The sequence below is a fragment of the Paenibacillus tyrphae genome, from assembly GCF_027925525.1.
Classification (GTDB): domain Bacteria; phylum Bacillota; class Bacilli; order Paenibacillales; family NBRC-103111; genus Paenibacillus_G; species Paenibacillus_G tyrfis_B.
The window spans coordinates 135820-158770 of the sequence record NZ_BSDJ01000015.1; the positions used below are offsets into that span (position 1 = coordinate 135820).

30 protein-coding genes and 1 tRNA gene are annotated in these 22951 nt (G+C 50.1%); 5 read left to right on the plus strand and 26 right to left on the minus strand.

Annotation, left to right across the window (positions count from 1 at the left end):
* Positions 1-35: 35 nt before the first annotated feature.
* From rplI to rpsF, 9 genes are all read right to left on the minus strand, one after another.
* Positions 36-479 (minus strand): 50S ribosomal protein L9, encoded by a 444-nt coding sequence (gene rplI, locus QMG93_RS19365; RefSeq protein ID WP_281939285.1) that lies wholly within the window; start codon positions 477-479, stop codon positions 36-38.
* Complete coding sequence (locus QMG93_RS19370) at positions 476-2437, minus strand: DHH family phosphoesterase (protein WP_281939287.1); 1962 nt, start codon at positions 2435-2437, stop codon at positions 476-478. The genes rplI and QMG93_RS19370 overlap by 4 nt, the downstream gene beginning before the upstream one ends.
* 28 nt (positions 2438-2465) lie before the next feature.
* A complete protein-coding gene (locus QMG93_RS19375; RefSeq protein WP_281939289.1) occupies positions 2466-3401 on the minus strand; it encodes a DUF2232 domain-containing protein in 936 nt (311 codons plus the stop codon).
* Entirely contained in the window at positions 3398-3709 is a 312-nt protein-coding gene (locus QMG93_RS19380) for a MazG-like family protein (protein ID WP_281939291.1), read from the minus strand. Before QMG93_RS19380 ends, QMG93_RS19375 begins: the two co-directional genes overlap by 4 nt.
* A gap of 48 nt (positions 3710-3757) precedes the next feature.
* The gene (locus tag QMG93_RS19385; protein ID WP_054975162.1) at positions 3758-4174 is read right to left on the minus strand and encodes a CBS domain-containing protein; all 417 of its coding nucleotides are present in this window, start codon (positions 4172-4174) and stop codon (positions 3758-3760) included.
* 156 nt (positions 4175-4330) lie between these two features.
* Positions 4331-6043 (minus strand): DUF4091 domain-containing protein, encoded by a 1713-nt coding sequence (locus QMG93_RS19390; RefSeq protein WP_281939342.1) that lies wholly within the window; start codon positions 6041-6043, stop codon positions 4331-4333.
* Positions 6044-6155: 112 nt separating this feature from the next.
* Positions 6156-6437: a 30S ribosomal protein S18 gene (rpsR, locus tag QMG93_RS19395; protein ID WP_010501571.1), complete on the minus strand. Its 282-nt coding sequence runs from the start codon at positions 6435-6437 to the stop codon at positions 6156-6158.
* A 44-nt stretch (positions 6438-6481) separates the two neighbouring features.
* Positions 6482-6964 carry a single-stranded DNA-binding protein gene (gene ssb / locus QMG93_RS19400; RefSeq protein WP_281939295.1) on the minus strand — a complete coding sequence of 161 codons (483 nt, stop codon included), beginning with the start codon at positions 6962-6964 and terminating at the stop codon, positions 6482-6484.
* 82 nt (positions 6965-7046) lie between these two features.
* Positions 7047-7331 (minus strand): 30S ribosomal protein S6, encoded by a 285-nt coding sequence (gene rpsF, locus QMG93_RS19405; protein ID WP_036691811.1) that lies wholly within the window; start codon positions 7329-7331, stop codon positions 7047-7049.
* A gap of 241 nt (positions 7332-7572) precedes the next feature.
* Here rpsF and QMG93_RS19410 point away from each other — a divergent pair, with 241 nt between their 5' ends.
* Both QMG93_RS19410 and QMG93_RS19415 read left to right on the plus strand, forming a co-directional pair.
* Complete coding sequence (locus QMG93_RS19410) at positions 7573-7758, plus strand: YjzC family protein (RefSeq protein ID WP_163852889.1); 186 nt, start codon at positions 7573-7575, stop codon at positions 7756-7758.
* A gap of 78 nt (positions 7759-7836) precedes the next feature.
* Positions 7837-8091, plus strand: a complete 255-nt coding sequence (locus tag QMG93_RS19415) for a hypothetical protein (protein WP_281939300.1) — start codon at positions 7837-7839, stop codon at positions 8089-8091.
* Between the two features lie 148 nt (positions 8092-8239).
* Here QMG93_RS19415 and QMG93_RS19420 read toward each other — a convergent pair whose 3' ends face one another.
* Positions 8240-8554 carry a hypothetical protein gene (locus QMG93_RS19420; RefSeq protein ID WP_281939302.1) on the minus strand — a complete coding sequence of 105 codons (315 nt, stop codon included), beginning with the start codon at positions 8552-8554 and terminating at the stop codon, positions 8240-8242.
* Between the two features lie 170 nt (positions 8555-8724).
* Between QMG93_RS19420 and QMG93_RS19425 the strand changes: the two genes are divergently transcribed.
* Positions 8725-8991 (plus strand): helix-turn-helix domain-containing protein, encoded by a 267-nt coding sequence (locus QMG93_RS19425; RefSeq protein WP_281939304.1) that lies wholly within the window; start codon positions 8725-8727, stop codon positions 8989-8991.
* Positions 8992-9003: 12 nt separating this feature from the next.
* The gene (locus QMG93_RS19430) at positions 9004-9105 is read left to right on the plus strand and encodes a helix-turn-helix domain-containing protein (protein ID WP_281939344.1); all 102 of its coding nucleotides are present in this window, start codon (positions 9004-9006) and stop codon (positions 9103-9105) included.
* A gap of 144 nt (positions 9106-9249) precedes the next feature.
* Here the strand turns inward: QMG93_RS19430 and QMG93_RS19435 are convergent.
* From QMG93_RS19435 to QMG93_RS19450, 4 genes are all read right to left on the minus strand, one after another.
* Positions 9250-9340, minus strand: a tRNA-Ser gene (locus tag QMG93_RS19435).
* A 74-nt stretch (positions 9341-9414) separates the two neighbouring features.
* On the minus strand, positions 9415-9648 hold the full coding sequence (locus QMG93_RS19440) for a DUF951 domain-containing protein (protein WP_281939305.1): 234 nt from the start codon (positions 9646-9648) through the stop codon (positions 9415-9417).
* On the minus strand, positions 9648-10547 hold the full coding sequence (locus QMG93_RS19445; RefSeq protein WP_281939307.1) for a mechanosensitive ion channel family protein: 900 nt from the start codon (positions 10545-10547) through the stop codon (positions 9648-9650). Before QMG93_RS19445 ends, QMG93_RS19440 begins: the two co-directional genes overlap by 1 nt.
* A 14-nt stretch (positions 10548-10561) precedes the next feature.
* Positions 10562-10804, minus strand: coding sequence for a DUF3343 domain-containing protein (locus QMG93_RS19450; protein ID WP_281939309.1), 243 nt, complete (start codon positions 10802-10804; stop codon positions 10562-10564).
* Between the two features lie 128 nt (positions 10805-10932).
* Here QMG93_RS19450 and yyaC point away from each other — a divergent pair, with 128 nt between their 5' ends.
* On the plus strand, positions 10933-11547 hold the full coding sequence (yyaC, locus tag QMG93_RS19455; RefSeq protein WP_281939312.1) for a spore protease YyaC: 615 nt from the start codon (positions 10933-10935) through the stop codon (positions 11545-11547).
* Here the strand turns inward: yyaC and QMG93_RS19460 are convergent.
* From QMG93_RS19460 to rpmH, 12 genes are all read right to left on the minus strand, one after another.
* Positions 11522-12016 (minus strand): DUF4446 family protein, encoded by a 495-nt coding sequence (locus QMG93_RS19460; RefSeq protein WP_281939314.1) that lies wholly within the window; start codon positions 12014-12016, stop codon positions 11522-11524. The two genes, yyaC and QMG93_RS19460, sit on opposite strands and share 26 nt — an antisense overlap.
* A 20-nt stretch (positions 12017-12036) precedes the next feature.
* A complete protein-coding gene (locus tag QMG93_RS19465) occupies positions 12037-13191 on the minus strand; it encodes an aminotransferase class V-fold PLP-dependent enzyme (protein ID WP_281939316.1) in 1155 nt (384 codons plus the stop codon).
* Positions 13192-13295: 104 nt separating this feature from the next.
* A complete protein-coding gene (locus tag QMG93_RS19470; protein WP_054975171.1) occupies positions 13296-14156 on the minus strand; it encodes a ParB/RepB/Spo0J family partition protein in 861 nt (286 codons plus the stop codon).
* On the minus strand, positions 14153-14911 hold the full coding sequence (locus QMG93_RS19475) for a ParA family protein (protein WP_281939318.1): 759 nt from the start codon (positions 14909-14911) through the stop codon (positions 14153-14155). The genes QMG93_RS19470 and QMG93_RS19475 overlap by 4 nt, the downstream gene beginning before the upstream one ends.
* Positions 14912-15314: 403 nt before the next feature.
* The gene (gene noc, locus QMG93_RS19480) at positions 15315-16136 is read right to left on the minus strand and encodes a nucleoid occlusion protein (protein ID WP_281939321.1); all 822 of its coding nucleotides are present in this window, start codon (positions 16134-16136) and stop codon (positions 15315-15317) included.
* A gap of 158 nt (positions 16137-16294) precedes the next feature.
* Complete coding sequence (gene rsmG / locus QMG93_RS19485) at positions 16295-17017, minus strand: 16S rRNA (guanine(527)-N(7))-methyltransferase RsmG (protein ID WP_281939323.1); 723 nt, start codon at positions 17015-17017, stop codon at positions 16295-16297.
* Position 17018: 1 nt separating this feature from the next.
* Positions 17019-18908, minus strand: a complete 1890-nt coding sequence (gene mnmG / locus QMG93_RS19490) for a tRNA uridine-5-carboxymethylaminomethyl(34) synthesis enzyme MnmG (protein WP_281939324.1) — start codon at positions 18906-18908, stop codon at positions 17019-17021.
* Between the two features lie 30 nt (positions 18909-18938).
* On the minus strand, positions 18939-20315 hold the full coding sequence (gene mnmE / locus QMG93_RS19495) for a tRNA uridine-5-carboxymethylaminomethyl(34) synthesis GTPase MnmE (protein WP_281939325.1): 1377 nt from the start codon (positions 20313-20315) through the stop codon (positions 18939-18941).
* An 84-nt stretch (positions 20316-20399) separates the two neighbouring features.
* Positions 20400-21017, minus strand: a complete 618-nt coding sequence (jag, locus tag QMG93_RS19500; RefSeq protein ID WP_036691758.1) for an RNA-binding cell elongation regulator Jag/EloR — start codon at positions 21015-21017, stop codon at positions 20400-20402.
* A 12-nt stretch (positions 21018-21029) separates the two neighbouring features.
* The gene (gene yidC / locus QMG93_RS19505; RefSeq protein WP_054975178.1) at positions 21030-21764 is read right to left on the minus strand and encodes a membrane protein insertase YidC; all 735 of its coding nucleotides are present in this window, start codon (positions 21762-21764) and stop codon (positions 21030-21032) included.
* A 131-nt stretch (positions 21765-21895) separates the two neighbouring features.
* The gene (rnpA, locus tag QMG93_RS19510) at positions 21896-22246 is read right to left on the minus strand and encodes a ribonuclease P protein component (protein WP_281939330.1); all 351 of its coding nucleotides are present in this window, start codon (positions 22244-22246) and stop codon (positions 21896-21898) included.
* Between the two features lie 115 nt (positions 22247-22361).
* Entirely contained in the window at positions 22362-22496 is a 135-nt protein-coding gene (gene rpmH, locus QMG93_RS19515; RefSeq protein WP_054975180.1) for a 50S ribosomal protein L34, read from the minus strand.
* Positions 22497-22951 lie beyond the last annotated feature (455 nt).

Sequence of the window (22951 nt, forward strand, 5' to 3'; positions counted from 1 at the left end):
CCCAAAAATACCGTATAATCATCGGTCAGGCCGATCTATTCTTCCACCACGTGAACCTTCAGCTTAGAGGTCACTTCCGGATGCAGCTTAACGATCACCTCGGTCACGCCGAGCGTGCGGATCGGCTCATCCATTACGATTTTGCGCTTATCCAGCTTGATCCCCTGCTTTTCCAGCGCTTCCGCTACCTGCTTGTTCGATACGGCACCGAACAAGCGGCCGTCCGCTCCGGATTTTGCTTTCAGCTGAACCGTCAGCTCGCCGAGCTTCTTGCCGAGCTCCTGCGCGTCGGCTTTCTCCTGCGCTTTTTTACGATCCTCGGCCTTCTTCTGCTGCTCCAGCGTCTTCATCGCCGCATCGCTGGCCGGCGCGGCCAACTGCTGTTTAAATAAGAAATTCGTCGCGTAGCCTTCGGAAACCTCTTTTACTTCGCCTTTCTTTCCTTGGCCTTTGACGTCCTTCAACAAAATGACTTTCATTCGAACAACCCCTCCTCCGCATGAATCTCGCTAAGTATTTGCTTTAATCGCTGCGTAGCCTCCGCAAGCGTACCTTCCAATTGCGTAGCCGCATTGGTCAAATGGCCGCCGCCGCCCATCCGCTCCATCACGACTTGGACGTTCATCTCGCCAAGCGATCTCGCGCTGATGCCGATCAGGCCATCCGGCCGCTCGCTGATGACGAACGACGCCATAATTCCTGTCATAGTTAACAATGTATCAGCAACTTGGGCAATGAGCAACTGTGAATATTTACGTCCCGGCTCATTCACCGCAAGCGCAATATGGTCGAAGATCACGACGGCGTTCTTGATCACGTCCGCCTTCTGAATGTAATGCTCCAGATCCTCCTTCAGCAGCCGCTGAATTAATGAAGAATCTGCCCCGCTCCGCCGCAGGAACGACGCGGCTTCGAACGTCCGCGCGCCCGTGCGCAGGCTGAAGCTTCTCGTATCGACCATGATGCCGGACAGCAGCGCCGTCGCCTCCAGCACGCCCATCGTCAGCCGCTCGTGGAAATATTGCAGCAGCTCCGTCACCAGCTCGCAGGTGGACGAAGCGTACGGTTCCATATAGACGAGCGTGGCGTCGTGGATGAAGTCCTCGCTGCGGCGGTGATGGTCGACCACCACTTTGCGCGGCGTGAGCTGCAACAGCCTCGGCTCCGGCGTCATCGAGGCCCGGTGCGTATCGACAATGACCGCAAGCGTGCGCGAATTCGTAATCTGCATCGCCTGATCCGGCGTAATGAACCACCGGTTTAGCTTCTCGTCCTCGTATACCGTCTCCATCAGCTTCTGGATGGAAGGGTTGACCCCTTCCAGCACGATATAGCCTTCCTTGTTGCTGACGTGCGCCATCTTGAGCACCCCGATGGCCGCGCCGATCGCATCCATGTCCGGCATCCGGTGCCCCATGATCACGACCTTGTCGCAATCCTTGATCAAGTCCCGCAGCGCATGGGAAATGACCCGGGCCCGCACCCGCGTCCGCTTCTCGATCGCATTCGTCCGGCCGCCGTAGAACGACAGCCGCTCCCCGACCTTCACGGCCGCCTGATCGCCGCCGCGCCCGAGCGCCATATCCAAGCTCGTCTGCGCCCAATGGCCGAGCTCAGTGAGCGACGACGTGCCCGTGGCAATGCCGATACTCAGCGTCATCGGCAGCTTGTTTTCGATCGTGATGTCCCGCACCTCGTCGAGAATCTCAAAGCGCGACTGCTCGAGCGCCTTCAGCCCTTTTTGGTCCATCATGACAAGATAACGGTCCGACGCCGTCCGGCGCAGGTACATTTGATGCTTTTGCGCCCATTCGGTGATCTCGCCCGTCACTTTAGCCATCATGATGCTGCGCGTCTGGTCGTCCAGCCCCTGCGTCGCCTCGTCAAGATTGTCCATCATGACGAGGCCGACCGCCAGCTTCTCTTCCTCATAACGGAGCTGCAGCGATTTCAGCGCCGTGATATCCGTAAAATAAAGCAGCCGCTCATCCGGGCGGACCTGCACTTCATAAATCTGCTTGTCGATCGTCATTTCAAGCTTGAGCTCTTTGTCCTTGCGGGTTTTGAGCACGGGGAACATCTCGTTGACCGACTCGCCGATCAGCGAATCTTTGCCGAGCATTTTCGCGACGAACGGGTTGTGCCATTCGATGATCTTATCCTCGTTATACAAGAGAATCCCCAGCGGCAGCTCGTGGATGACCTCGCTCCCCGCCCGCTTGACCCGATGGGACAGCGTACTGACGTATTCGTTCAAATCCTTACGGAACGCCTGTTCCGCCTGCAAGGTGTAGTACCCCAGAATGCCGCACAGAACCAGCGCGATCACGCTGATGATCCACGAGTACAAGAAAAGAATGAGGATCAGCACCGTAAGCAGCGCAAAAATCCATACGATATGCATTCCGTGCCAACGCTTCAACAGGAACTTCGGCATTTCATTCGCTCCTAATCCCTAAGATAAGTCATTTGCTGGTCATGCGGTCGCGGATTGGAAAAGCTACGTCGAAGACGCCCAGCAAGCTGAACATAAAGTAAGCCGGCGGGAAGAATAGCAGAAGAAGAATGCCCACAATCGGCAGCGTTTTGTTCCATCGTTTCACATGCGCAACGAAAAATAAAAAAGCTATCGCCTGAATCGCAAACGCCGCCATCAGCAGCGGAAGCAGGTTAAGAAGCACAGTGAAGATCATCGAGCGCGAATCCTTCACGAACATCTCCAGGATGAGCGCAAGCAGATACAGCCAGACGAACGATTTGGGCAGCATCCAATCCTTAATCGGTTTAAACGCCGGAATCGACTCGCCCGAGCGTACCAGCACCTTGCGCGCCAGCCAGTGCGATATGACGACGTAGAACAGCGAAAAGCCGATCATATACAACGGCAGCATCTGTACCATCAGCTGCACCAAAGTGTCCATATCGATGGCCATGATGCTCTGCACCTGAGCCGGCAGCGTCTGCACGCTCTCCATCATAAAGCGTTTCATGCTGCCGACCGGATTCAGGCCGAACATGAAGCAGACGACCAGAGTGAGCAGCAGCTCGCCAAGCAAAGTAAGCGTTCCTGCCGTTAGCACCGTTCGCGCCGCGGCCCGCTTTTTGTACAGATTGCCCATCTGAATGACCGGCGGCAGGAAAAAGATCGACACCGAGACGAGCAGCGCCCCGAGCCATCCGGCTAGCAGCGAGGCGACGAAATATACGACAGCCAAGCTAACGACGTAATGAACCAAAAACCGGCGGGTTCCGAGCTTCACATACATGATCAGCACCGGCACCATCAGCAGAGCGGCCGTAATCAAGCTCAGCGGCGGCAAAAAGATCGATAAAAGCAAAATGATATACGCAATGCTCCACCCGAGCATACGCGGTTTTTGGGTTCCTTCCAAGCAGTTCACCTCTTACGCAAATGATCTTCCACAGCGGATATGTCGCCATACCACTCTTCCAATTGATGTCCTTCTTCGCGGTGCTTTTTCATTTTATCCAATACCGCTTCATCCAAACTGCGCGAAGAGATGCCGAGCCGTCTTCCCAGGATATAGCAGCAGGCGATAAGACTGGACAGCCCGTCAACGATTTTGGCATGGCTGCCTTCCCACATGCCCTTAAGCAGATGAGCCAGCTGATCGACCAGTTCGGTTTTGAGCCATTCGATGATTTTGGCCCGTTTCGCCAAATCGATGTCACGATCCAGATTGGACATGGCCGCTTCTCCCCTTACCCAGACGCTTTCGTTAATTATAACACATTTTTACACCTTTTGTTCCGACTGCCACAGCTTGAAGCAATAATCGATGATTTCGCGACGGCGGATAATGCCGATGAACACCTCGTTGTCGTCGAGTACCGGTACGAAGTTCTGGTTGGTGGCCAACGTGATCAGATCCTGCATCTGCTGGTTAATTCTCACCGGATGGATCGTCATATGCTGCGGCACGTCTTTGAGCTGCACCTTATGCGCATTCTCGAAGCCGATCTCCGGCGAATGCTTCAGCTTCCAGAGCAAGTCCCCTTCCGTAATCGTGCCGACATACTTGCCGTGATCGTCCACGAGCGGAACAGCCGAATACCGGTGATATTCCATGCGCTCCAGCGCTTGACGCATCGTATGATGAGGGGAAAAATAAATGACATCGTCCTTCGGGACAAGGAAAAATGCAATATTCAACGGATCTCCCTACTTTCCTCTTACTTGACCCCCGACACCGGGCGCCGGGCGGTCCTCCCTTCCATCATATCATGAGACAAGCCCCGAAGAAAAATCGTGCCGGACGCGCCGGGATAAACAAAAACCACAAGCCCTTAAGCCTGTGGTTGGCGCCATTTACATGTAAAGCCGATCGTAATCCTCCGGATGAAAACTGTATAATTGCTCTGCCGTTTTTCCCGAATCGGGACATAATTGCGCCGGATGATCGAACTTGAAAACGCGCTGCAGCGCTTGTTCCACGTGTTCCTTAAGCCCGCTTCGCTTGAGCAGCTGCATGTACTCGAAGTCCCGGATCCCCCGCTGCAGCCATTTGTAACGAAGCGACAGCAGCGGCCGGCCCCCTTTGCCGGGATAAACGAAGTTCGTATCCCCCGCCTTCCATAACGAAGGCCGGTAAGACAGCTTTTCGAGCGGGTTGTCCGGCCAAACGGTGTAATTCCACCGCAAAAATCCGTCCATCCGCAGCCTTTCCGCCAACCAAGGAATGACCCTCGATTCGATCGCCGGCGAGCCAAGAAACGTATTCGGCTTGTCCGGCACGCAGCAGACGTAATACATCATCCGTCCTTTCGCCTCCGACCGCACCTGCATCAGCTGCTGTAACTCGCCCGCCGCACAGTCCAGAATCGGCACATAATCGACGATGCCTTGGACCCCTTTGCGAATAAATTCGCTTTGATGAATCGCTGCCTTGTATTGGAAAGCAGGCGCCATCTCCCGAAGACACGCCATCCGCTTGGCGAACAAATCGAAATCCTCCGGCTCGTCGGCTACGACCCGCACCCGATCGATCCATCCCTTTTCGACAAAATGCCGCTCCAGCGCCTGCACATAAGCCGCAAGCTCGTTTTGATCGCGGATGAACTTATAGCTTCCCTCTGCTTCGTCGTAATAACGAACGCGGATGGCATCAGGGTAGTCCTGCACGATGCTTCCGAAGCCTTCCTCCTCGTGCTCCCACACGTTAATCAGGCCGAAAATCTCCAGTTCCTCGCGAATGCCGTGCTTCTCCCCAAGCTCGACATACCGGTCCAACCGGGAAAAATCGTACTCGAACTCGCCGGAGCAGCGCTTCACGACGGGCACGATGCTGTATTCATTCAAATCGGACGGTTCCGCGTCGATGAACGAGCGCTGGCCGCACCATGGCTCCTCGGAGACGATCAGGGTCAGCGCTTTTTGCCCGAGCTGGCCTAAGCTGTGCAGATAGGAGTCCAGAATCGCAAAATGCTCGTCCGACCAGTAGGCCACATTGTATTTCCGGGCAATATTGCAGTTATGCTGCCATAGATCCAAGTAAAACGAATATTCCCGCGAGTCCGGCAGCACGCGGTCGCCGATCGTCAAGCTGAATGTCAGCTCCCGCTCCAGCACCTCGTCCTCGAACATCGAATGCGCGTAAAATTTCACCTTCCCGCCGTACGTTCCGGCCGCAGCCGACTCCCCCGCATGCAGCTCGATCCAAAGCGGTTGAATTTTTCTCTTCTGCACATAAGCATGCTGGTCCTCCAGCAGCACATCGGACTTGAGCGTCCGGTCGTCGTCTTCGATCAAGCCGATCAGCCTGACCTCCACCTCACATGGCGCGTCAGTCTCTACCTCGCAGCGTACGATCTTAATCGGGCCGCTTTTGCCCAGAATCGCATCCCCACCGATAGTCAACAGGAACTCGTCCCGGTCCGAGCTAACCAGCACTTGAAACGCAGCGCTATCGCGCTTCTGGCAGTGAAGATTGAGATGAGAAGCTGCCGCATCCTTCGCCCCTTGATTCCACCAGTTTGCCGACCATATGTATTTGTAGAACATGTTTTGCAGGCCATAATGCATCAAGGTTCATCGTCCTCCGGTTCAGATTAGGCATGCAGGATCTGAAGAGCATCTTGAAGAGGATATAGAAAAAGACAGTCGGTAGGATACCAGCTGTCTTTTTCCAATCTTTCTATTCCGTTGTATAAGGCAGCAGTGCTACTTGACGCGCGCGTTTGATCGCAACGGTCAGCATACGCTGATATTTAGCGGAAGTACCTGTCACACGACGAGGAAGAATCTTACCGCGCTCGCTGATGAACTTCTTGAGCGTTTCGATGTCTTTGTAGTCGATGTGCGTAATTTTGTTAACCGTGAAGTAGCACACTTTCCGGCGCTTGCCGCCTTTTTTGCCGCGACCGCCGAACTTTCTTTCGCCGCGCTCTTCCGGATTACGTCTCTCTCTTTGTTCCACTTGTTTTCAGTCCTTTCTACGTAGATTGTCCTACCGCTCTATCGCTAGAACGGCAAATCATCATCGGAAATGTCGATCGGTCTGCCGTCATCCTGGAAAGGATCCTGTTGTTCGCGTCCTCCGCCGTAGCTTCCGCGGTTCCCGCCGCCACTGTTGCCACCGCCGCCGCCGCTCATGCCCATACCGCTATCGTCGCGGTTTGCGCTGTTCGCGGATTCCAAGAAACGCACATTGTCCGCAATGATCTCCGTCACATAGACGCGACGGCCTTCATTGTTGTCGTAGTTGCGTACTTGAATACGGCCTTCGACTGCAGCCAAACGCCCTTTGCGAAGGTAGTTTGCGCAAGTCTCCGCAAGCTGGCGCCAAGTTACGACCGGAATGAAATCCGCTTCCCGCTGCCCTTGGTTGCTTGTGAAGGGGCGGTCTACCGCAAGCGTAAACTGGGTTACAGCTACACCTGCCGGCGTATAACGTAATTCGGGATCACGTGTCAGCCTTCCGATCAGAATTACACGATTCAACATCCGCATTCCCTCCCGGATCGTTGCAACGGCCGCGTCGTCAGACGATGCTCGTTGTCAACAAACTCAATTACGGCACGAAGCCTTAAGCTACGTCTCTAACGATCAGGTAACGAATGATTTCGTCGGAAATCTTCATTACGCGGTCAAGCTCGCTAATGACTTCATTGGTTGCGTTGAAATGAACCAACACATAATGACCGTCACGCAGCTTGTTGATCTCATACGCAAGACGGCGCTTACCCATCAGGTCGTGTTTCGTAATTTCGCCACCGTTGTTGATGATGTTTTGGAACTTCTCCACCGTAGCCTGAACAGCTTCCTGTTCCAGGTCAGGACGGATGATGTACATCACTTCGTATTTGCGCATGTTGCCACCTCCTTTTGGACTAACGGCCCCTGAGTCGGCTTGTACCGTCAGGAGCAAGGAGCGAGAATCGATAATATCCAAACTCGCACCATAATACTATAGCAAAATCGAGCACTCAACGCAAGCAAAATCCGCAAGCTGCGTCCCTTTTTATACGGTGTTCTGGCAATTATTAGCCCGCATGCTTCCGAAGCTTTATGGAAAATCTAACATCAGATTTAAGTACAGGAGGTGGCTTGTTGTGGGGGAATGGAGTCAGTTCCGTCCGGGAGACAAAGCGCCGAACGACGGCGAATATATGGAAGTCGGCGAGAATGCCTTTCATATGGGCATTAATAATCCGAAGATCGTCAATTTAAAAAAGGGAGATCCCTTCCCGGAAACAACGAACCATAACCGCAAGTGGAAAAAGCTGTTTCGCGGCTAAACCAGCTCGCTCCCTTCCGGATGGATGATCGGCGGGGAGCCTGCTTCTTCTGCAACTTGGACAAAGGAGGCGCAACCGATGCGCTATAAATATACGAAAATCTTAACCATTGTGGGCATTGTGCTGTGCTTTATCCATTATATCGGACACGAATACGATCCGGTTTATCTTCTCTTCTATTCGCTCAGCGTGCCCGCCTGGTTTTACCCGATCTTCACCTACACCAATATCAATCCTTGGCCGCTTTATCTGTTCACCGTTCTTTCGTGGACGATTATCGGTTATGCCGTTGACCGTTTCTCCGTCTACCGACGGACGAAGGATGGGAAATGAGTCCTCTAAAGCTGGTACCAGAAGATTTAAGTATCCTAATAATATATGACGTAAAGATAAAGGAACCTTGACTTGGTTCCTTTTTCGTCCTCTTGTTGTCGCTTGGTCTTCTGCCGGGTCCCCTCCCCTATTCATCGCATTTTCAACTTTAGTTTTCGTTTATTAATTTGAGATCATCCATTTGGTGAATGACATGAAAATTTAAAAGCTGGTATGCACTCATACCGATCAATTTATCATGTAAATCATAAATGGTCACCTCGCCGCGGATCGTATCCCCTAATTGCATCGATACCTGACTTTCAACATAAACTCGTTCGTTTTGCGTCCGGACGGCTATCGTGTAGTGAATAGTTCCTTCATAAATATAAAACGCGTGCGATCCATCTGGAGTCAAATAAGCATCAACTAACTCGAATTCGTTTTCCCCTTGCTCAATCACCATTTTAATTCGTTTGAGCATAATCTTTCTTCCCCCTTGTTCATTAGCGTATAATACTTCTACAGTAGTACTTCTGAGGTATATAATATTACTTCTGAAGTAATGCGTCAATAGTAATATTTAAAAAGTTTTCCCCGCCTCGTTTAGTTACGTTATAATACAAGAAGGATGCAAACTAAGGAGCGTAACAAATGACGGAGAAAGTACGATTTAACCTTGGTAGAACTATTGAAGAGTTAGGAATTACGAGGAATAAATTGGCTGTCGAGTCAAAAACGCGGCCGGCCACAGTATTAGATTTAGTGAGCGGAGAAACAAAACGAATCGAGATTCATACATTGGTTAATTTACTTGATACATTAAATACAATTGCGCGCGAACAAGGCATTACTCGTAAAATAACGATATCCGACATAATTGAATACATACCGGATAATAAGGAAGTAGAGACTCCGTAACACGTTAAAGCAATAAGCGTTGAGGTACTTAATTTGATGTGTAAAGCATTGGATTGCACACCCGGAGACCTGCTTGAATATGCATCTGACGACGATAACGCAAAATCCCCGTAGCAGTGACATAAAGTCCTGAATACGGGGATTTTCTTATGTAGCCGGAAAAGTGGTTAAAGCGTCTTGCCGATTGGGATGCTGTCCTATCCCACTTTCCACACAAACAAAAAAAACGACCCTGCGGTCGTCTCGTTTTTATAGTTATGGCGGAAAGAGTGGGATTCGAACCCACGCACGGCTTGCGCCGCCTAGCTGATTTCGAGTCAGCCCCCTTGGGCCTCTTGGGTACCTTTCCGCATTAAAGGGACAAGAAATATAATAGCATACACACCCGCATGTATGCAAGTGCTTTTTAATATTTACCAGCGATCAAGCTTCTCCCTCATCCGTTGCTGCAGAATCTTCAGCCGGCGCGGTGGAACGAAGCACTTTTTTCAGCTTGCTCTCGAACTTGGAACGGGGAACGAGCACGCTGTGCTTGCACCCGACACACTTGATGCGAATATCCATTCCCATCCGGATAATCTCCATCTCATTCGTACCGCACGGATGCGGCTTCTTCATCTGTACGACGTCGCCTAACTGATACTGCTTCTTCTCCATCACGATTCCGCCTTTTCCGTTCTATGATAAGTGATCATCCGTGGATAAGGAATTTGAATCCCGTTGGCCTCGAACGCTTTTTTGATCTCCGCATTCAGCTTCCTTGCTACCCCGGACTGCTGGTTAGGCTTGCACTCCGCCGTAATCCGTAGCGTAATTTCCGATGCTCCCATCATTTGAATCCCGAGCACTTCCGGCTCTTTTACCATTTCCACACTTGTATCATAAAATGTTTTGACGGTATCCTCAAGAATTTTCATCGCAAAATCGATATCCGTTTCATACGATACCGAGACATCAATGATGGCAAGCGAGTTATTGACAGAAAAGTTAGTAACTTGCACAATCGTCCCGTTCGGAATGATGTGAACTTCCCCTGTCCAGCTCTTCACCCGGGTTACCCGCAGGCCGATCTCTTCAACGGTTCCTTTGTAATTGCCCACCTGAATAACGTCGCCTACCGCAAACTGATCTTCAAAAATAATGAAAAATCCGGTGATGACGTCCTTCACCAAGCTTTGCGCACCGAAGCCGATCGCCAACCCAACGACCCCAGCCCCAGCTAAGACCGGTCCAAGATTTACTTGAAATTGACTCAAAATCATCAAGATCATAATAAAGTTAACAACGTAAGTAATAATATTTCCCACGAGCTTGCCTACTGTTTTCGAACGTCTCGCATCGAACTTGATCGGCCCTTTATCCCGTGCCATCATCATATGCTGCAGCGCTTTTTCCGCAACCTTAATGATCACCCTCGCCGCGATAAAAATCAGTATGATTTTAATGACGGTGAACAGCAATCCTGTCCACAATTCAGGGTTGGAAACATAGTTAATCAGTTTTTCTTGAAATTGTCCCCATGTGGATAAACCACTTTCCTTCAGCATTTCATCCATTAAGATCTCCCACCTTACAACTCTATGTTAACATAATGCCCGTCCTCTTTACTATAGAGCCCGTGGATATCTACCCGTTCTTCTTTAATAATGCGCTTAACCTCCGGAAGATCCTCCTCCTGAAATTCCAGCGATAACGCGCATCCAGCCGTAATTTCTTTGGGGGTAGGACACATATCGTTTTCGATATCCGCATAATCGAGGAGCATTTCCGCCCTCAGAGCTTGCTGTGTTGAATCGAAAGCCATGAGCAGCACCCTTCCCACCCCCTTTCTATTTTTTTCTGCTCCGCGTATATTTCGTTCCTAGCAACCGTATACTAGTAACAGCCCATTTTCTGGCGTTTCCGATTGTCACTCTACCCTTTTCCGCAGGAGGCGTTCCTATGAAACTACCCTTTCAGAGAGATGCTCATAAGCCTAAAGCCAGCGAAACTTTAAAAATTATGCACTCCGAAGCGAACAGCATCGACCTGCTTTCAGATAAACTAAGCGCTGTTTTGCGAGCGATTCCAGCTCAACAGCCCATCGTCATCGTATGTGTAGGCACAGATCGTTCCACAGGCGATGCGCTCGGACCACTGGTCGGAAGTCAGCTTCAAAAGCAAGGCATAGAGGGCCTCCATCTATACGGTACATTGGAGCATCCGGTTCACGCCATGAATCTGAACGAAACCTTAACAACGATTCAGCAGCAATTCAACGAGCCTTTCGTCATCGCGATCGATGCCTGCCTCGGCCAGTTGACCAGCGTTGGCTATATCCAAGTAGGCGATGGTCCGGTCAAACCGGGTGCCGGCGTGAACAAAGAGCTCCCTCCTGTCGGTCACATGCACGTTACCGGTATTGTGAACGTAGGCGGATTTATGGAGTACTTTGTCCTGCAAAACACTCGGTTGAGCCTGGTCATGAGCATGGCTGAGGTCATTGCCAAATCGTTTCAAACCGCATTCAGCGGCAAGCAGCAATGGTCTCCTACCTCTTTGGTAAGGATCGATTAATCGCTTCCTTTTCTTCGGGGGACAACGCATACTTGGACTGACCCTGCTCGATCGGCTTTGCATATACATACGTTTCATCACGACCATGAATGCCCGAAAGCACGACTCCTGTCTGCTGTTCATCCAAGATCGCTACAGAAAAGCTCAAATCGCTTCCCGTTTCCGAAAAAGCATTGTACCGGTGTACGCCGATATGCGATTTCATCGTGGACATGTCCCGGCGTATCGCTTGAATTTGCTGTTCGTTTCGGCTATCGTTTTCCAGCAAAACGTTTCCTTTCTCCTGCAGCTCCATTAGGATCTGTTCCACATTTAAGCTCCCGGTCCCGTTCAACATGCTTTTATAATTTCGGCGGAGCTTATTTAATTTTGACCACAATACAATAACAAGAATTAAAAACAACAAAGAGATGGCCGCTGTGATGAACAACAGCACCTCTACAGGCATTTCCAGTACAACATCCCCCACGCTAAAAGCCTCCTGCTCACCTATTTAAAATGCTTGGCAATTTCACGAACCGCATAGAGCAGTTGATCCGTTTCCTGTTCCGTCGTAAAGCAACCGACACTAGCCCTTACAGCTCCGCGTTCCAATGTACCGACCATCTCATGAGCAAGCGGCGTACAATGGAAGCCGGCCCGAACGGCAATATGAAACGATTGATCCAGGATGAAAGCGACTTCGGACGAATCGGCGCCGGCGATGGTAAAGGCAACAATTCCTGTTTTATTTTGCCCGATTTGCGGCCCTAAAGTGGTTACTCCATCAATTTCCATCAATCCGTTCATGATCCTTTGGGTGAGCTTCCATTCTTTTGCGTGAATTTGCTCTACCGTTTGCTTGTGTATGTACTTCACGCCCTCCACAAGTCCGGCAACCCCTACCGTATTTTGCGTTCCGGCTTCATACCGATCCGGCCGAACGTCAGGCTGTTCCGCAGCTTCGGATTGACTGCCGGTACCTCCATGCAGCAGCGGCTCCAGATCGATCTCAGGATCGATATACAGTCCCCCTGTTCCTTGTGGTCCAAGTAATCCCTTATGTCCTGGGAAAGCAAGCATATGAATGCCCAGCTTCTGCACATCGACTTCCATCGTCCCGGCCGTTTGCGCAGCATCGACCAGCAGCTTAATATGATGTTGTCTGCACAGCTGTCCCAATTCCTCGATCGGCATAATACTGCCTAACAGATTGGAGCTATGCGTACTTACAATCAAGCTTGTTTGCGGTCTAATCTCACGACGCACATCGTCCAAGCTCAACTGTCCTTGCTCATCAGTTTTCACATACGTTACTTGCACATTTTTTGTTCTCTTTAAATATTCCAGCGGTCTTCTTACGGAATTGTGCTCGACGGCCGTACAAAGAATGTGATCTCCTTCTTTAACAAACCCTTTAATTGCCAGATTTAAGGCAAAAGTTGTATTGTGAGCATACGCGATATCATTAGGATTCTTGATATTGAACAACTTGGCCAACTGCTTCCGTCCTTCAAACAATACGCGACTCGCCTTGACAGCCAGTTCATGACTGCCTCTCCCTGGATTGGCAGCATACTGTTCCATGCAATCATGCATCGCTTTCAATACTTCGGGTGGCTTCGGCCAGGAAGATGCCGCATGATCCAAGTAGATGACCGACATTTGTTCTCACCTCTACTGTCAATTCAGATCCGTTACACAAATATAGCATACCTAGTTTAACCTGTACTTATCAGGCATGACCCGGGTATGCTATACCATCATCATTAGGAAGTTTTCCCTTGGAGCAGCTCCAACAGACGATCCAAATCATCTTTTGAATAATACAATAACTCGATCTTCCCTTTGTTATTGCTGTGTTTGATTTTTACCGTCGTCCGGTACATTTCTCTCAAGCTTTCTTCCAACTGATTAATGTACGGGTCTTTACGTTTCGGCTTCAGCTTCATCTTTTTCGAATCCGCTTTTTCTTCCAGCTTCTTTACTTCCTCTTCAAGCTCACGAACGCTCCATTGCTCTTTTATCGCAGTATCGGCTAACGCTTTAATGACCTTCTTATCCTTCAAGCCTACGATCGCTTTAGCATGCCCCATCGATAATGTTCCACGTGAAACATATTCTTTAACTTCTTCCGGGAGCTGCAGCAGACGGAGGAAGTTTGCAATGTGCGAACGGCTCTTCCCTACCTTTAAGGACAGCTCTTCCTGCGTCAGTTTAAACTGATCGATCAACGCTTGATATGCTATCGCGATTTCCAGCGCATTCAAATCCTCGCGCTGAACGTTCTCGATTAATGCAATTTCCATAACCTGCTGATCGCTGAATTTTTTCACAACCGCAGGTATCGTCGGTTTTCCGCAAACTTGAGAAGCACGGAATCTTCGCTCACCGGCAATAATTTCATATCCTTTAAGAACACTGCGAACGATGATCGGCTGAATGACACCATGCTCTTTAATCGAATCAGCCAATTCCTGAATCGTCTCATCGTTGAAATTGCGTCTAGGCTGATATGGGTTTGGCCGAAGCTGAGCCAATGGAATTTCTACTACTTTATCGTCTTCGTTAATGCTCAATGCAGGCAACAGTGCATCCAGTCCTTTACCTAATCCAATTTTTTTGCTCAAAGTCCGATCACTTCCTTTGCCAACTCCAAGTATACCTCTGCCCCTTTGGATTTCGGATCATACGTAATGATCGGTTGACCATGACTGGGCGCCTCGCTCAATCTAATATTTCTTGGTATGATTGTCTGATACACCTTCTGTTGGAAGTACTTTTTCACTTCCTCAATGACCTGCATGCCCAAGTTCGTTCTCGCATCGAACATGGTCAACAGCACGCCTTCAATTTGCAGCGTCGTATTGAGATGCTTTTGAACCAACCGAACCGTGTTAAGTAATTGGCTCAACCCTTCCAGAGCATAATATTCACATTGAATAGGAATAATTACCGAGTCGGCAGCCGTTAATGAATTGACAGTCAATATCCCCAAGGATGGCGGACAGTCGATTAGAATATAATCGAACATATGTTTGACTAACTGCAGTGATTTTTTCAAACGCTGTTCTCTGGAAATTGTTGGGACAAGCTCAATTTCCGCACCGGCCAGTTGAATGGTAGCCGGTATGATTTTCAAATTTTCCAAGGCCGTGTCGGCCATAGCTTCTTTCGGATGAACATCGTTAATAAGAACGTCGTAAATACAGTGAACGACATCTGCTTTGTTAATGCCAAGTCCGCTTGTCGTATTTCCTTGCGGATCGATATCGACAAGAAGCACTTTCTTTCCCAATGATGCCAATGATGCGCCTAAGTTGACGGATGTCGTTGTTTTGCCAACCCCACCCTTCTGGTTGGTTATGGCGATGATTTTAGCCAAAATCTGTTCACCTCAAATAATAAAAACTAGAGTAAATACGATCTTTTCGAGGGGTCGAATAGAAGACATACAATTAGCGACAGTAGCGAAAAAAAAGAATCATTGGAGAGCTTTATTCCCTCCCCAATGATCGGTTGGTAAGAAAAGCTTCGAAACGAAGCTTTTTCGAGGAAAATACGTTTGTGCCTCAGCTAAAGCTTTTCTAGTAAAAATTGAATGTTCTATTAAAACTCAAACATTCCCATCATAAACAGAAAAACTCAAATCGAAGTCATGTCAAGGATGCATTATACTGTGTACCTGAATCACTATCAGAAATTCATAGATACTTTTGCGAGAATATGTATTCTGACAGCTAAACAAAAGCCTCATTCGAGGCTTCAACAATCTCTACTCTTCTATTTTACCGCTTTGGAATCCGAATTACAATCTCATAGTGATCTTCATGATCCTGTTCCGTCGTATTGATCGTAAGGCCGGACGAAGTCACCATATCCACCGATTGACGAATCGTATTTAGGGCTAACCGTACATCCTTCGAGAACGACACTCGTTTTGTCTTGCTGTTTTTAATCTTAGCCGCTTCCTTCAAAAAGGCGACTCTCGCTTCGGTTTGCTTTACGTTCAGCTCTTTACTTACAATATCCTCCAAAACGCGCAACTGCTGTTCCTCTTGATCCAATGCAAGCAACGCCCTGGCATGCCGCTCCGTAATTTTCCGTTCCATCAATGCATTTTTCACCGGCTCGCTTAAATGAAGAAGCCGGATCTTGTTCGCAATCGTCGATTGACTTTTCCCGAGACGCTGAGCCAGACTTTCCTGCGTCAAACTGTGCAAATCGATCAGTTGCTGATAAGCTATTGCTTCTTCGATGGCAGTCAAGCCTTCCCGCTGCAAATTCTCGATCAGAGCAATAGATGCGGCTTGCGAATCATTAAAATCGCGAATAATAGCCGGGATCGTTTCATTGCCCAGCTTTTTGACTGCGCGCCATCTGCGTTCCCCTGCAATTAGTTCATAGCGGTTATTCCGAAGACGAACAACAATCGGCTGAATAACACCATGTGTCTTAATCGTTTGACACAGTTCATCAATCCGCTCATCGTCAAATATCGTTCGAGGTTGGTAGGGACTTGGAACGATGTCATTGACAGGAACATTTTTCACTTCGTCAGTCGGCGCCTTTTCAGCAAAACCAAACAATTTTGAGATTTGTTCCTTCATTACGATAACCACCCGATCTTTTTCACCGATAATGAAACTCCACTCTATAAACAATTCTCCAAATATGCCCAAAATCCTGCAAAAGTCTCCGAAGAAGTTTATTATTAGCACTCACAAAAAGAAACCGCCTGCTCCAAAATGTTCCACGTGGAACACCATCAAACTAGCGGCGTTTTCAAAGGAGTCCCTGCTTTTCTGGGATACTTTTTGGGAGTTGGAGCTATCTTTTCTATATCGATAATGTGTCTAGTCGATTCTTCCAAAGGAAGCTGAAAACGATATGTATGGTTCCATTTACCTTTTAACTCTTTCAGGCTAAGCGCCGCTTCCTCTAATTCTGCTTGAACGTCCTGCCCTTTCATGGCAGCAAACCTCCCACCGGATTTAACGAAAGGAAGGCAAAATTCGTTAAGAACAGCTAATCGGGCAACAGCCCTCGCAGTAGTAAGATCATAACGGTCCCGATGTTCGGGCATACGCGCAACGTCTTCCGCACGTCCATGAATAAAACGCGCATCCGTTAATCCAAGCGTATTTCCCAGATGCGTTAAAAACTGTATGCGCTTGTTAAGCGAATCGACGATCGTGACGTGTAAATGAGGATACACAATCTTCAAAGGAATGCTCGGAAATCCGGCTCCCGATCCGATATCCGCAACGGAACGAATGTGTTCCATCGGAATAAAAAAAGAAACAGAGAGAGAATCATAAAAATGCTTCACGTACACTTGTTCTCTCTCTGTAATCCCCGTCAAATTCATCCGCTCGTTCCATTCGACGAGCTCCCGATAATAGAGCTCGAACTGATGAAGCTGCGCTTCCGTCAGTTCGATCCCCTTCTCTTTCAACAGTTCGGTAAATTGTTGTTGTACGGTGTCCATATTAGCCTCTAGCAGCAACGACTTTATTGTAATGCTCCAAGTGAACAAGCAAGATGGAGATGTCCGCAGGCGTAACGCCGCCAATACGGGACGCTTGACCGATGGAGATCGGCCGGATCTTCGCCAGCTTTTGCTTCGCTTCGGTGGCGATTCCGTGAATCTCATCGTAAATGATATCGTCCGGAATCCGCTTTTTCTCCATCTTCCGAAGCCGTTCCACTTGCGCGAGCTGCTTCTCAATATAGCCGCTGTATTTTACTTGAATTTCGACCTGTTCCTTCATGTCCTCCGTGAGCTCATAAGGAGCCGGAGAAATGCCATGAATGTGCTCATAAGTTACTTCCGGCCGGCGGAGCAAAGACAACAGATCGACGGAGTTGTTCAGTTCGGCGCTGCCAAGTGAAGCAAGCATCGCTTGAACCTCCGGCGTCGGCTTCGTCTTCGTCGTTTTGAGCCGCTCAAGCTCCGCCTCGACAAGCCGTACTTTCTCCTGATAACGAGCATACCGCTCTTCCGTTATTAGCCCGATATCGTAGCCGGTCTGGGTCAGCCGCAGATCCGCATTGTCGTGGCGGAGCAGCAAACGGTACTCGGCACGCGACGTCAGCAAGCGGTAAGGCTCGTTCGTCCCTTTCGTCACCAAGTCGTCGAGCATCACACCGATGTAAGCTTGGGAACGATCCAGAACAACCGGTTCCTTCCCTTGCACTTTGCGGGCCGCATTGATTCCGGCCATAATCCCTTGTCCTGCCGCCTCTTCGTAGCCGGAGGTGCCGTTGATTTGACCGGCGGTAAACAGCCCGTCGATCACCTTCGTTTCAAGCGACGGCTTCAGCTGCGTTGGAATCACGGCATCGTACTCAATAGCATACCCTGTACGCATCATCTCGACCTTCTCCAGCCCCGGAATCGAGCGGAGAATTTGCAGCTGCACATCCTCAGGCATGCTCGTGGAGAGCCCTTGAACGTAATATTCCTTCGTATTGCGGCCTTCCGGCTCCAAGAAAATTTGATGCTTTGGCTTATCGCTGAAGCGTACGATCTTATCTTCGATGGACGGGCAGTATCTCGGTCCCGTACCTTCGATCGCTCCGGAGAACATCGGAGCTCGGTGCAAATTATCGTTGATGATTTGGTGCGTTTCCTCCGACGTATACGTCAGCCAGCAAGGCAGCTGATTCGGCACTTCCTCCGTCGTATCGTAGGAGAAAAACTTCGGTTTCTCGTCCCCGGGCTGGATCGACGTTTTGCTAAAATCGATCGTATCCTCATGCACCCGCGGCGGCGTCCCCGTCTTAAAACGGACCAGCTCCAAACCGTGCTTGCGCAGATTTTCCGACAGCTTGACGGCCGGCTGCTGGTTGTTCGGTCCGCTCTCGTACATCAGTTCGCCCATAATGATCTTGCCGCGCAGATACGTGCCTGTCGTCAGTACGACCGTTTTCCCCATATATACTGCGCCGCTTTTGGTAACGACACCCTTGCACACGCCGTCCTCGACGATCAGCTCTTCCACCATACCTTGACGAAGCGTCAAGTGGTCCTGCTTCTCAATCGTCTCCTTCATCGCGTGTTGGTACAAAAATTTATCGGCTTGTGCCCGCAAAGCATGCACAGCCGGTCCTTTCCCCGTGTTCAGCATGCGCATTTGAATATACGTTTTGTCGATGTTGCGGCCCATTTCCCCGCCGAGCGCATCGATTTCGCGCACGACGTGCCCTTTCGCCGGTCCGCCGACGGAAGGGTTGCACGGCATAAAAGCAATCATATCCAGATTGATCGTAAGCAGCAGCGTCTCACAGCCCATCCGGGCTGCCGCCAAAGCCGCTTCGCTGCCGGCATGACCGGCTCCGATCACAATGACATCATATTGACCTGCAGTGTAAGTCATTCTTCCAACCTCCTAACCCTTTTCGAGAAGTTATTTACCCAAACAAAATTGCGAAAAAATCTGATCTATTAACGATTCGCTTACCGAGTCCCCGATAATTTCCCCGAGGTGCTCCCAAGCGTTGCGAATGTCGATTTGAATCATATCGATCGGCACGAAAGCCTCCGCTGCTTCGTGTGCCTCCGTAAGAGCCGATCTCGCCTGCTTCAGCAGATGAATATGACGAGCGTTGCTCACATAAGTCAGGTCACTTGATTCTACCTGACCGCTGAAAAAAATACTAGCGATAGCTTTTTCCAAGTCTGCGATGCCCTGCTGAGCAAGCAGCGACATCCGCACAACCCGGTCCTCGCCGAACGCTTCCTTCAAAACCTCTTCCTCAATAAGCTGCGGAAGATCCTGCTTGTTGATAATCGCGATCACCTGACGGTCTTTCAACTGGTCAATCAGCACGTACTCATCCGGCTGCAACGGCTCCGCCCCATTGCATACGAACAGGATCAAATCCGCGTCCGACAGCGCCTGTCGCGACTTTTCCACACCGATCTGCTCGACCAGATCCGACGTCTCCCGAATCCCGGCCGTATCGAGCAGCTTCAGCGGAATGCCGTTCACATGCACGTACTCCTCCACCACATCGCGAGTCGTCCCGGCAATTTCGGTGACGATGGCCCGCTCCTCCTGTGCCAAAGTATTGAGCAACGACGATTTGCCCACATTCGGCCGGCCGACGATTGCCGTAACCAGACCTTCCCGCAAAATCTTGCCCTGCTGGGCCGTGGTCAGCATGCGTTCGATATCCGACAACGCGTCCGCACATTTCTCTTTGATAAAAGCGTTCGTCATCTCTTCCACATCGTGCTCCGGGTAATCGATATTGACCTCGATGTGCGCCATCAGCTCGACCAGACGATGACGAAGCTCCTTAATCGTCTTCGATAAGCTGCCCTCCGACTGCTTGAGCGCAATGCGAAACGCCCGATCCGACTTGGCGCGGATCAGGTCGATGACCGCCTCCGCCTGGGACAAGTCGATCCGGCCGTTTAAAAAGGCCCGCTTCGTGAACTCACCCGGCTCGGCAAGCCGCGCTCCGTGCTCCAGCAGCAGATCCAGCACCTTCCGCACCGAGACGAAGCCCCCGTGACAGCTAATTTCGACTACGTCTTCCTTTGTAAACGACCGCGGCGCGCGCATCACCGTCACGAGCGATTCCTCCACCCGGGCGCCGGTTTCCGGATCGTGAATATAGCCGTAATTCACCGTATGCGTCGGCACATCCGCAAGCTTCGATTTCCCTGTAAAAATTTTATCGCACACGGGCACCGCTTCATCGCCGCTGACGCGAATGACCGCGATCCCTCCTTCGCCCATCGGGGTGGCAATCGCCGCAATGGTGTCTTGATTCATGATAGCACCTCTATCTGACTTTCTTCGTAATTAAAGAAAAAGCAATGAGGTCATTACGGACATGACATCATTGCAATGTGGCAATCAACGTAAAACGATAACGATTCGGCGGTTCGGCTCGTCTCCGCGGCTGAACGTGCGAACCTTGTCGTGCTGCTGCAACCAAGCGTGAATCACCTTGCGTTCCGCAGGCGACATCGGCTCCAGCACCACTTCCTTGCGCGTCCGGACGACGCGTTCCGCCAGCCGGTCGGCCAGCTCCTGCAGCGTCTTGGTCCGGCGCTCGCGAAACTGCTCGGCGTCCAGCACGATGCGCACATGACGGTCCGAAAAGCGGTTCGCGACAATATTGACCAAGTACTGCAGCGCATCCAGCGTCTGGCCGCGGCGCCCGATCAGCATGCCGAGCTCCGAGCCATGCAGATGAAGCTGCGTACCGTCCTTGTCCTGCTTTTGTTCGATTCGCACATCCAGCTTCATGCTGCGGAGAACCTCCTGCAGGAACGCGACCGCTTCCTCGATCGCATCGGGCAGCAGCTCAAGCTCCACCCGGGCGTCCTTCGCCCCGATGAGGCCGAACAAGCCTTTGGAGGGCTGCTCCAGCACGCTGATTTTCACCCGTTCCTCCGGCACGCCCAGCTGCCCGAGTCCGTTTTTGACGGCTTCGTCAATCGTTTTACCCGTAACCACGATTTTCTTCATATCATCGCACCCTTACTTTTTAGATCCGCCCTTTTTATTAGGTACACCATAAATAAAGTAAGATTGAACAATGGTGAACAGGTTGCTGTATACCCAGTAAAGCGGCAGCGCCGAAGCGAAATTCATCGCCATCACGAAAATAAGAATCGGGAAAATAAACATCAGGCTTTGCATTTGCGGGTTCATTTGCGACGACATCATTTTTTGCTGCAAGTACGTCGTTAGCGCAGCCAGGAGCGGCAGGATATAATAAGGATCTTTCGTGCCGAGCTGCATCCACAGGAAGGAATGCTCCCCGATGTGGTGGTTGCGCATAATCGCGTTATAAAGCGCAATCAAAATCGGCATCTGTACAAGCACCGGAAGACAACCGGCAAGCGGATTGACGCCTTCCTTCTGGAACAGCTTCATCGTCTCTTCCTGCTGCTTTTTCACGTCGTCTTTATGTTTTTCCTTCAGCTTCTGCAGTTCCGGTTGCAGCTCCTGCATCCGCTTTGAACTCTTGTATTGTTTCAACGTCAACGGCAATATAATGAGCCGGATAATAATCGTTACGATAAGAATCGATAATCCGTACTGTCCCCCGAACAGGTTAGCGAACCAGTCGAGCGTATTGGCCAGCGGCCCTACGGCATACTTGTCCCACATACTGTTGGTCGGGTCGATGGGGGCGTTGGCGGGGCTGCATCCAGCCAGCAGCAGCAATACCGACACGAGCGGTATATATTTCAGTAATCGACGCGTCAAAAGAGTATCCTCCCAGTATCATCTTTTCCAATAATCAACTATATCATATCTTTGGACACAAAGAAACTGATCCCCGCGAATCACTGGCCTCGAAGGCAGCGTACCATCGCGAAGCTCAGCCTGGTCCCGGACTATTTTCTTTGCGCAAGCAGCAGCGACGCCCGTTTGAACACGTGCAGCACGCTCTTTTCCATCTCGTGATAGGACATTTCGGCCGCCGGCTTCCTGGCAATGAGGATCAGATCGTACCCTTCCGGAATCCGGGCGGCGTTCAATCGCACAATCTCCTTTAGAAGGCGCCGGATCCGGTTGCGCACAACGGCGTTGCCGAGCTTCTTGCTGACCGAAACCCCAAGCCGAAACGAAGCCTGCTGCGGCTGCGCTTTATAATACAGAACGAACTGGTGATTCGCAGCGGATTTGCCGTGACGATATACCTTATCGAAATATTCTCTTTTGGTCAGTCGGTTTTTCTTTTCCACGCGGCATCGCTCCATATGATCAATCCTTAGCGGCATAGGCTTTCCTATCGTTCGCGAATTCGACCCGATTTAAACGAATGCAACAAAAAAGACCACCTGTCAGTGGTCTCTCGTCTTATGCGCTCAGTACTTTTCTTCCTTTTTGACGGCGAGCAGCCAAAACTTTGCGGCCGTTCTTCGTGCTCATTCTTTTACGGAAGCCATGAACTTTTTTGCGCTTTCTAACGTTCGGTTTGAAAGTCGGTCTCATCTATCGTGCACCTCCTCGAAGGATTTGGTTCCCAATCCCCAAAAATACCTTTTAACATTAAACCACTTTACGGGTCAAAAGTCAACTTCCAGCATACAAAAAGTTATGCACAGGCTTCGGCCAAATTCGACCATTTCCCCCCTGTGAATAAAAAAATCGGGTTTTCCACCGCTCTTGTCGAATTGTAAACAGATTATAAACAATATCTAGTGCTGTTGATAACTTATATACACAAGGTCTTGGGTATGTGGATAATCCCAAACATTCCATTGCGAACGCGGGTCTTTTTTGATATCATGAATATGTTTTCCTTTGTGGATACGGATTTTTTTCAACAATGTTATCAACAGCCTGTGGATATCTCTGTGAACAATTTTCAGTGCCTCTGTATAATGAAAATTTCGTAAACCTGCACATTGTGGATAGTTTCGACAGCATCTGATTTTTTTCTACAG

Excerpts from the sequence above, each read along its gene's own strand:
- QMG93_RS19465 (WP_281939316.1), bottom strand. The coding sequence starts at position 13,191 with ATGTCGGTCATCTACTTGGATCATGCGGCATCTTCCTGGCCGAAGCCA.
- mnmG (WP_281939324.1), bottom strand. The coding sequence starts at position 18,908 with ATGACTTACACTGCAGGTCAATATGATGTCATTGTGATCGGAGCCGGT.
- QMG93_RS19380 (WP_281939291.1), bottom strand. The coding sequence starts at position 3,709 with ATGTCCAATCTGGATCGTGACATCGATTTGGCGAAACGGGCCAAAATC.
- QMG93_RS19390 (WP_281939342.1), bottom strand. The coding sequence starts at position 6,043 with ATGCATTATGGCCTGCAAAACATGTTCTACAAATACATATGGTCGGCA.
- QMG93_RS19425 (WP_281939304.1), top strand. The coding sequence starts at position 8,725 with ATGACGGAGAAAGTACGATTTAACCTTGGTAGAACTATTGAAGAGTTA.
- QMG93_RS19370 (WP_281939287.1), bottom strand. The coding sequence starts at position 2,437 with ATGCCGAAGTTCCTGTTGAAGCGTTGGCACGGAATGCATATCGTATGG.
- rpsF (WP_036691811.1), bottom strand. The coding sequence starts at position 7,331 with ATGCGCAAATACGAAGTGATGTACATCATCCGTCCTGACCTGGAACAG.
- QMG93_RS19415 (WP_281939300.1), top strand. The coding sequence starts at position 7,837 with ATGCGCTATAAATATACGAAAATCTTAACCATTGTGGGCATTGTGCTG.
- QMG93_RS19445 (WP_281939307.1), bottom strand. The coding sequence starts at position 10,547 with ATGGATGAAATGCTGAAGGAAAGTGGTTTATCCACATGGGGACAATTT.
- rplI (WP_281939285.1), bottom strand. The coding sequence starts at position 479 with ATGAAAGTCATTTTGTTGAAGGACGTCAAAGGCCAAGGAAAGAAAGGC.
- rsmG (WP_281939323.1), bottom strand. The coding sequence starts at position 17,017 with ATGGACACCGTACAACAACAATTTACCGAACTGTTGAAAGAGAAGGGG.
- yyaC (WP_281939312.1), top strand. The coding sequence starts at position 10,933 with ATGAAACTACCCTTTCAGAGAGATGCTCATAAGCCTAAAGCCAGCGAA.
- noc (WP_281939321.1), bottom strand. The coding sequence starts at position 16,136 with ATGAAGGAACAAATCTCAAAATTGTTTGGTTTTGCTGAAAAGGCGCCG.
- mnmE (WP_281939325.1), bottom strand. The coding sequence starts at position 20,315 with ATGAATCAAGACACCATTGCGGCGATTGCCACCCCGATGGGCGAAGGA.
- jag (WP_036691758.1), bottom strand. The coding sequence starts at position 21,017 with ATGAAGAAAATCGTGGTTACGGGTAAAACGATTGACGAAGCCGTCAAA.
- QMG93_RS19440 (WP_281939305.1), bottom strand. The coding sequence starts at position 9,648 with ATGGAGAAGAAGCAGTATCAGTTAGGCGACGTCGTACAGATGAAGAAG.
- rpmH (WP_054975180.1), bottom strand. The coding sequence starts at position 22,496 with ATGAGACCGACTTTCAAACCGAACGTTAGAAAGCGCAAAAAAGTTCAT.
- QMG93_RS19420 (WP_281939302.1), bottom strand. The coding sequence starts at position 8,554 with ATGCTCAAACGAATTAAAATGGTGATTGAGCAAGGGGAAAACGAATTC.
- ssb (WP_281939295.1), bottom strand. The coding sequence starts at position 6,964 with ATGTTGAATCGTGTAATTCTGATCGGAAGGCTGACACGTGATCCCGAA.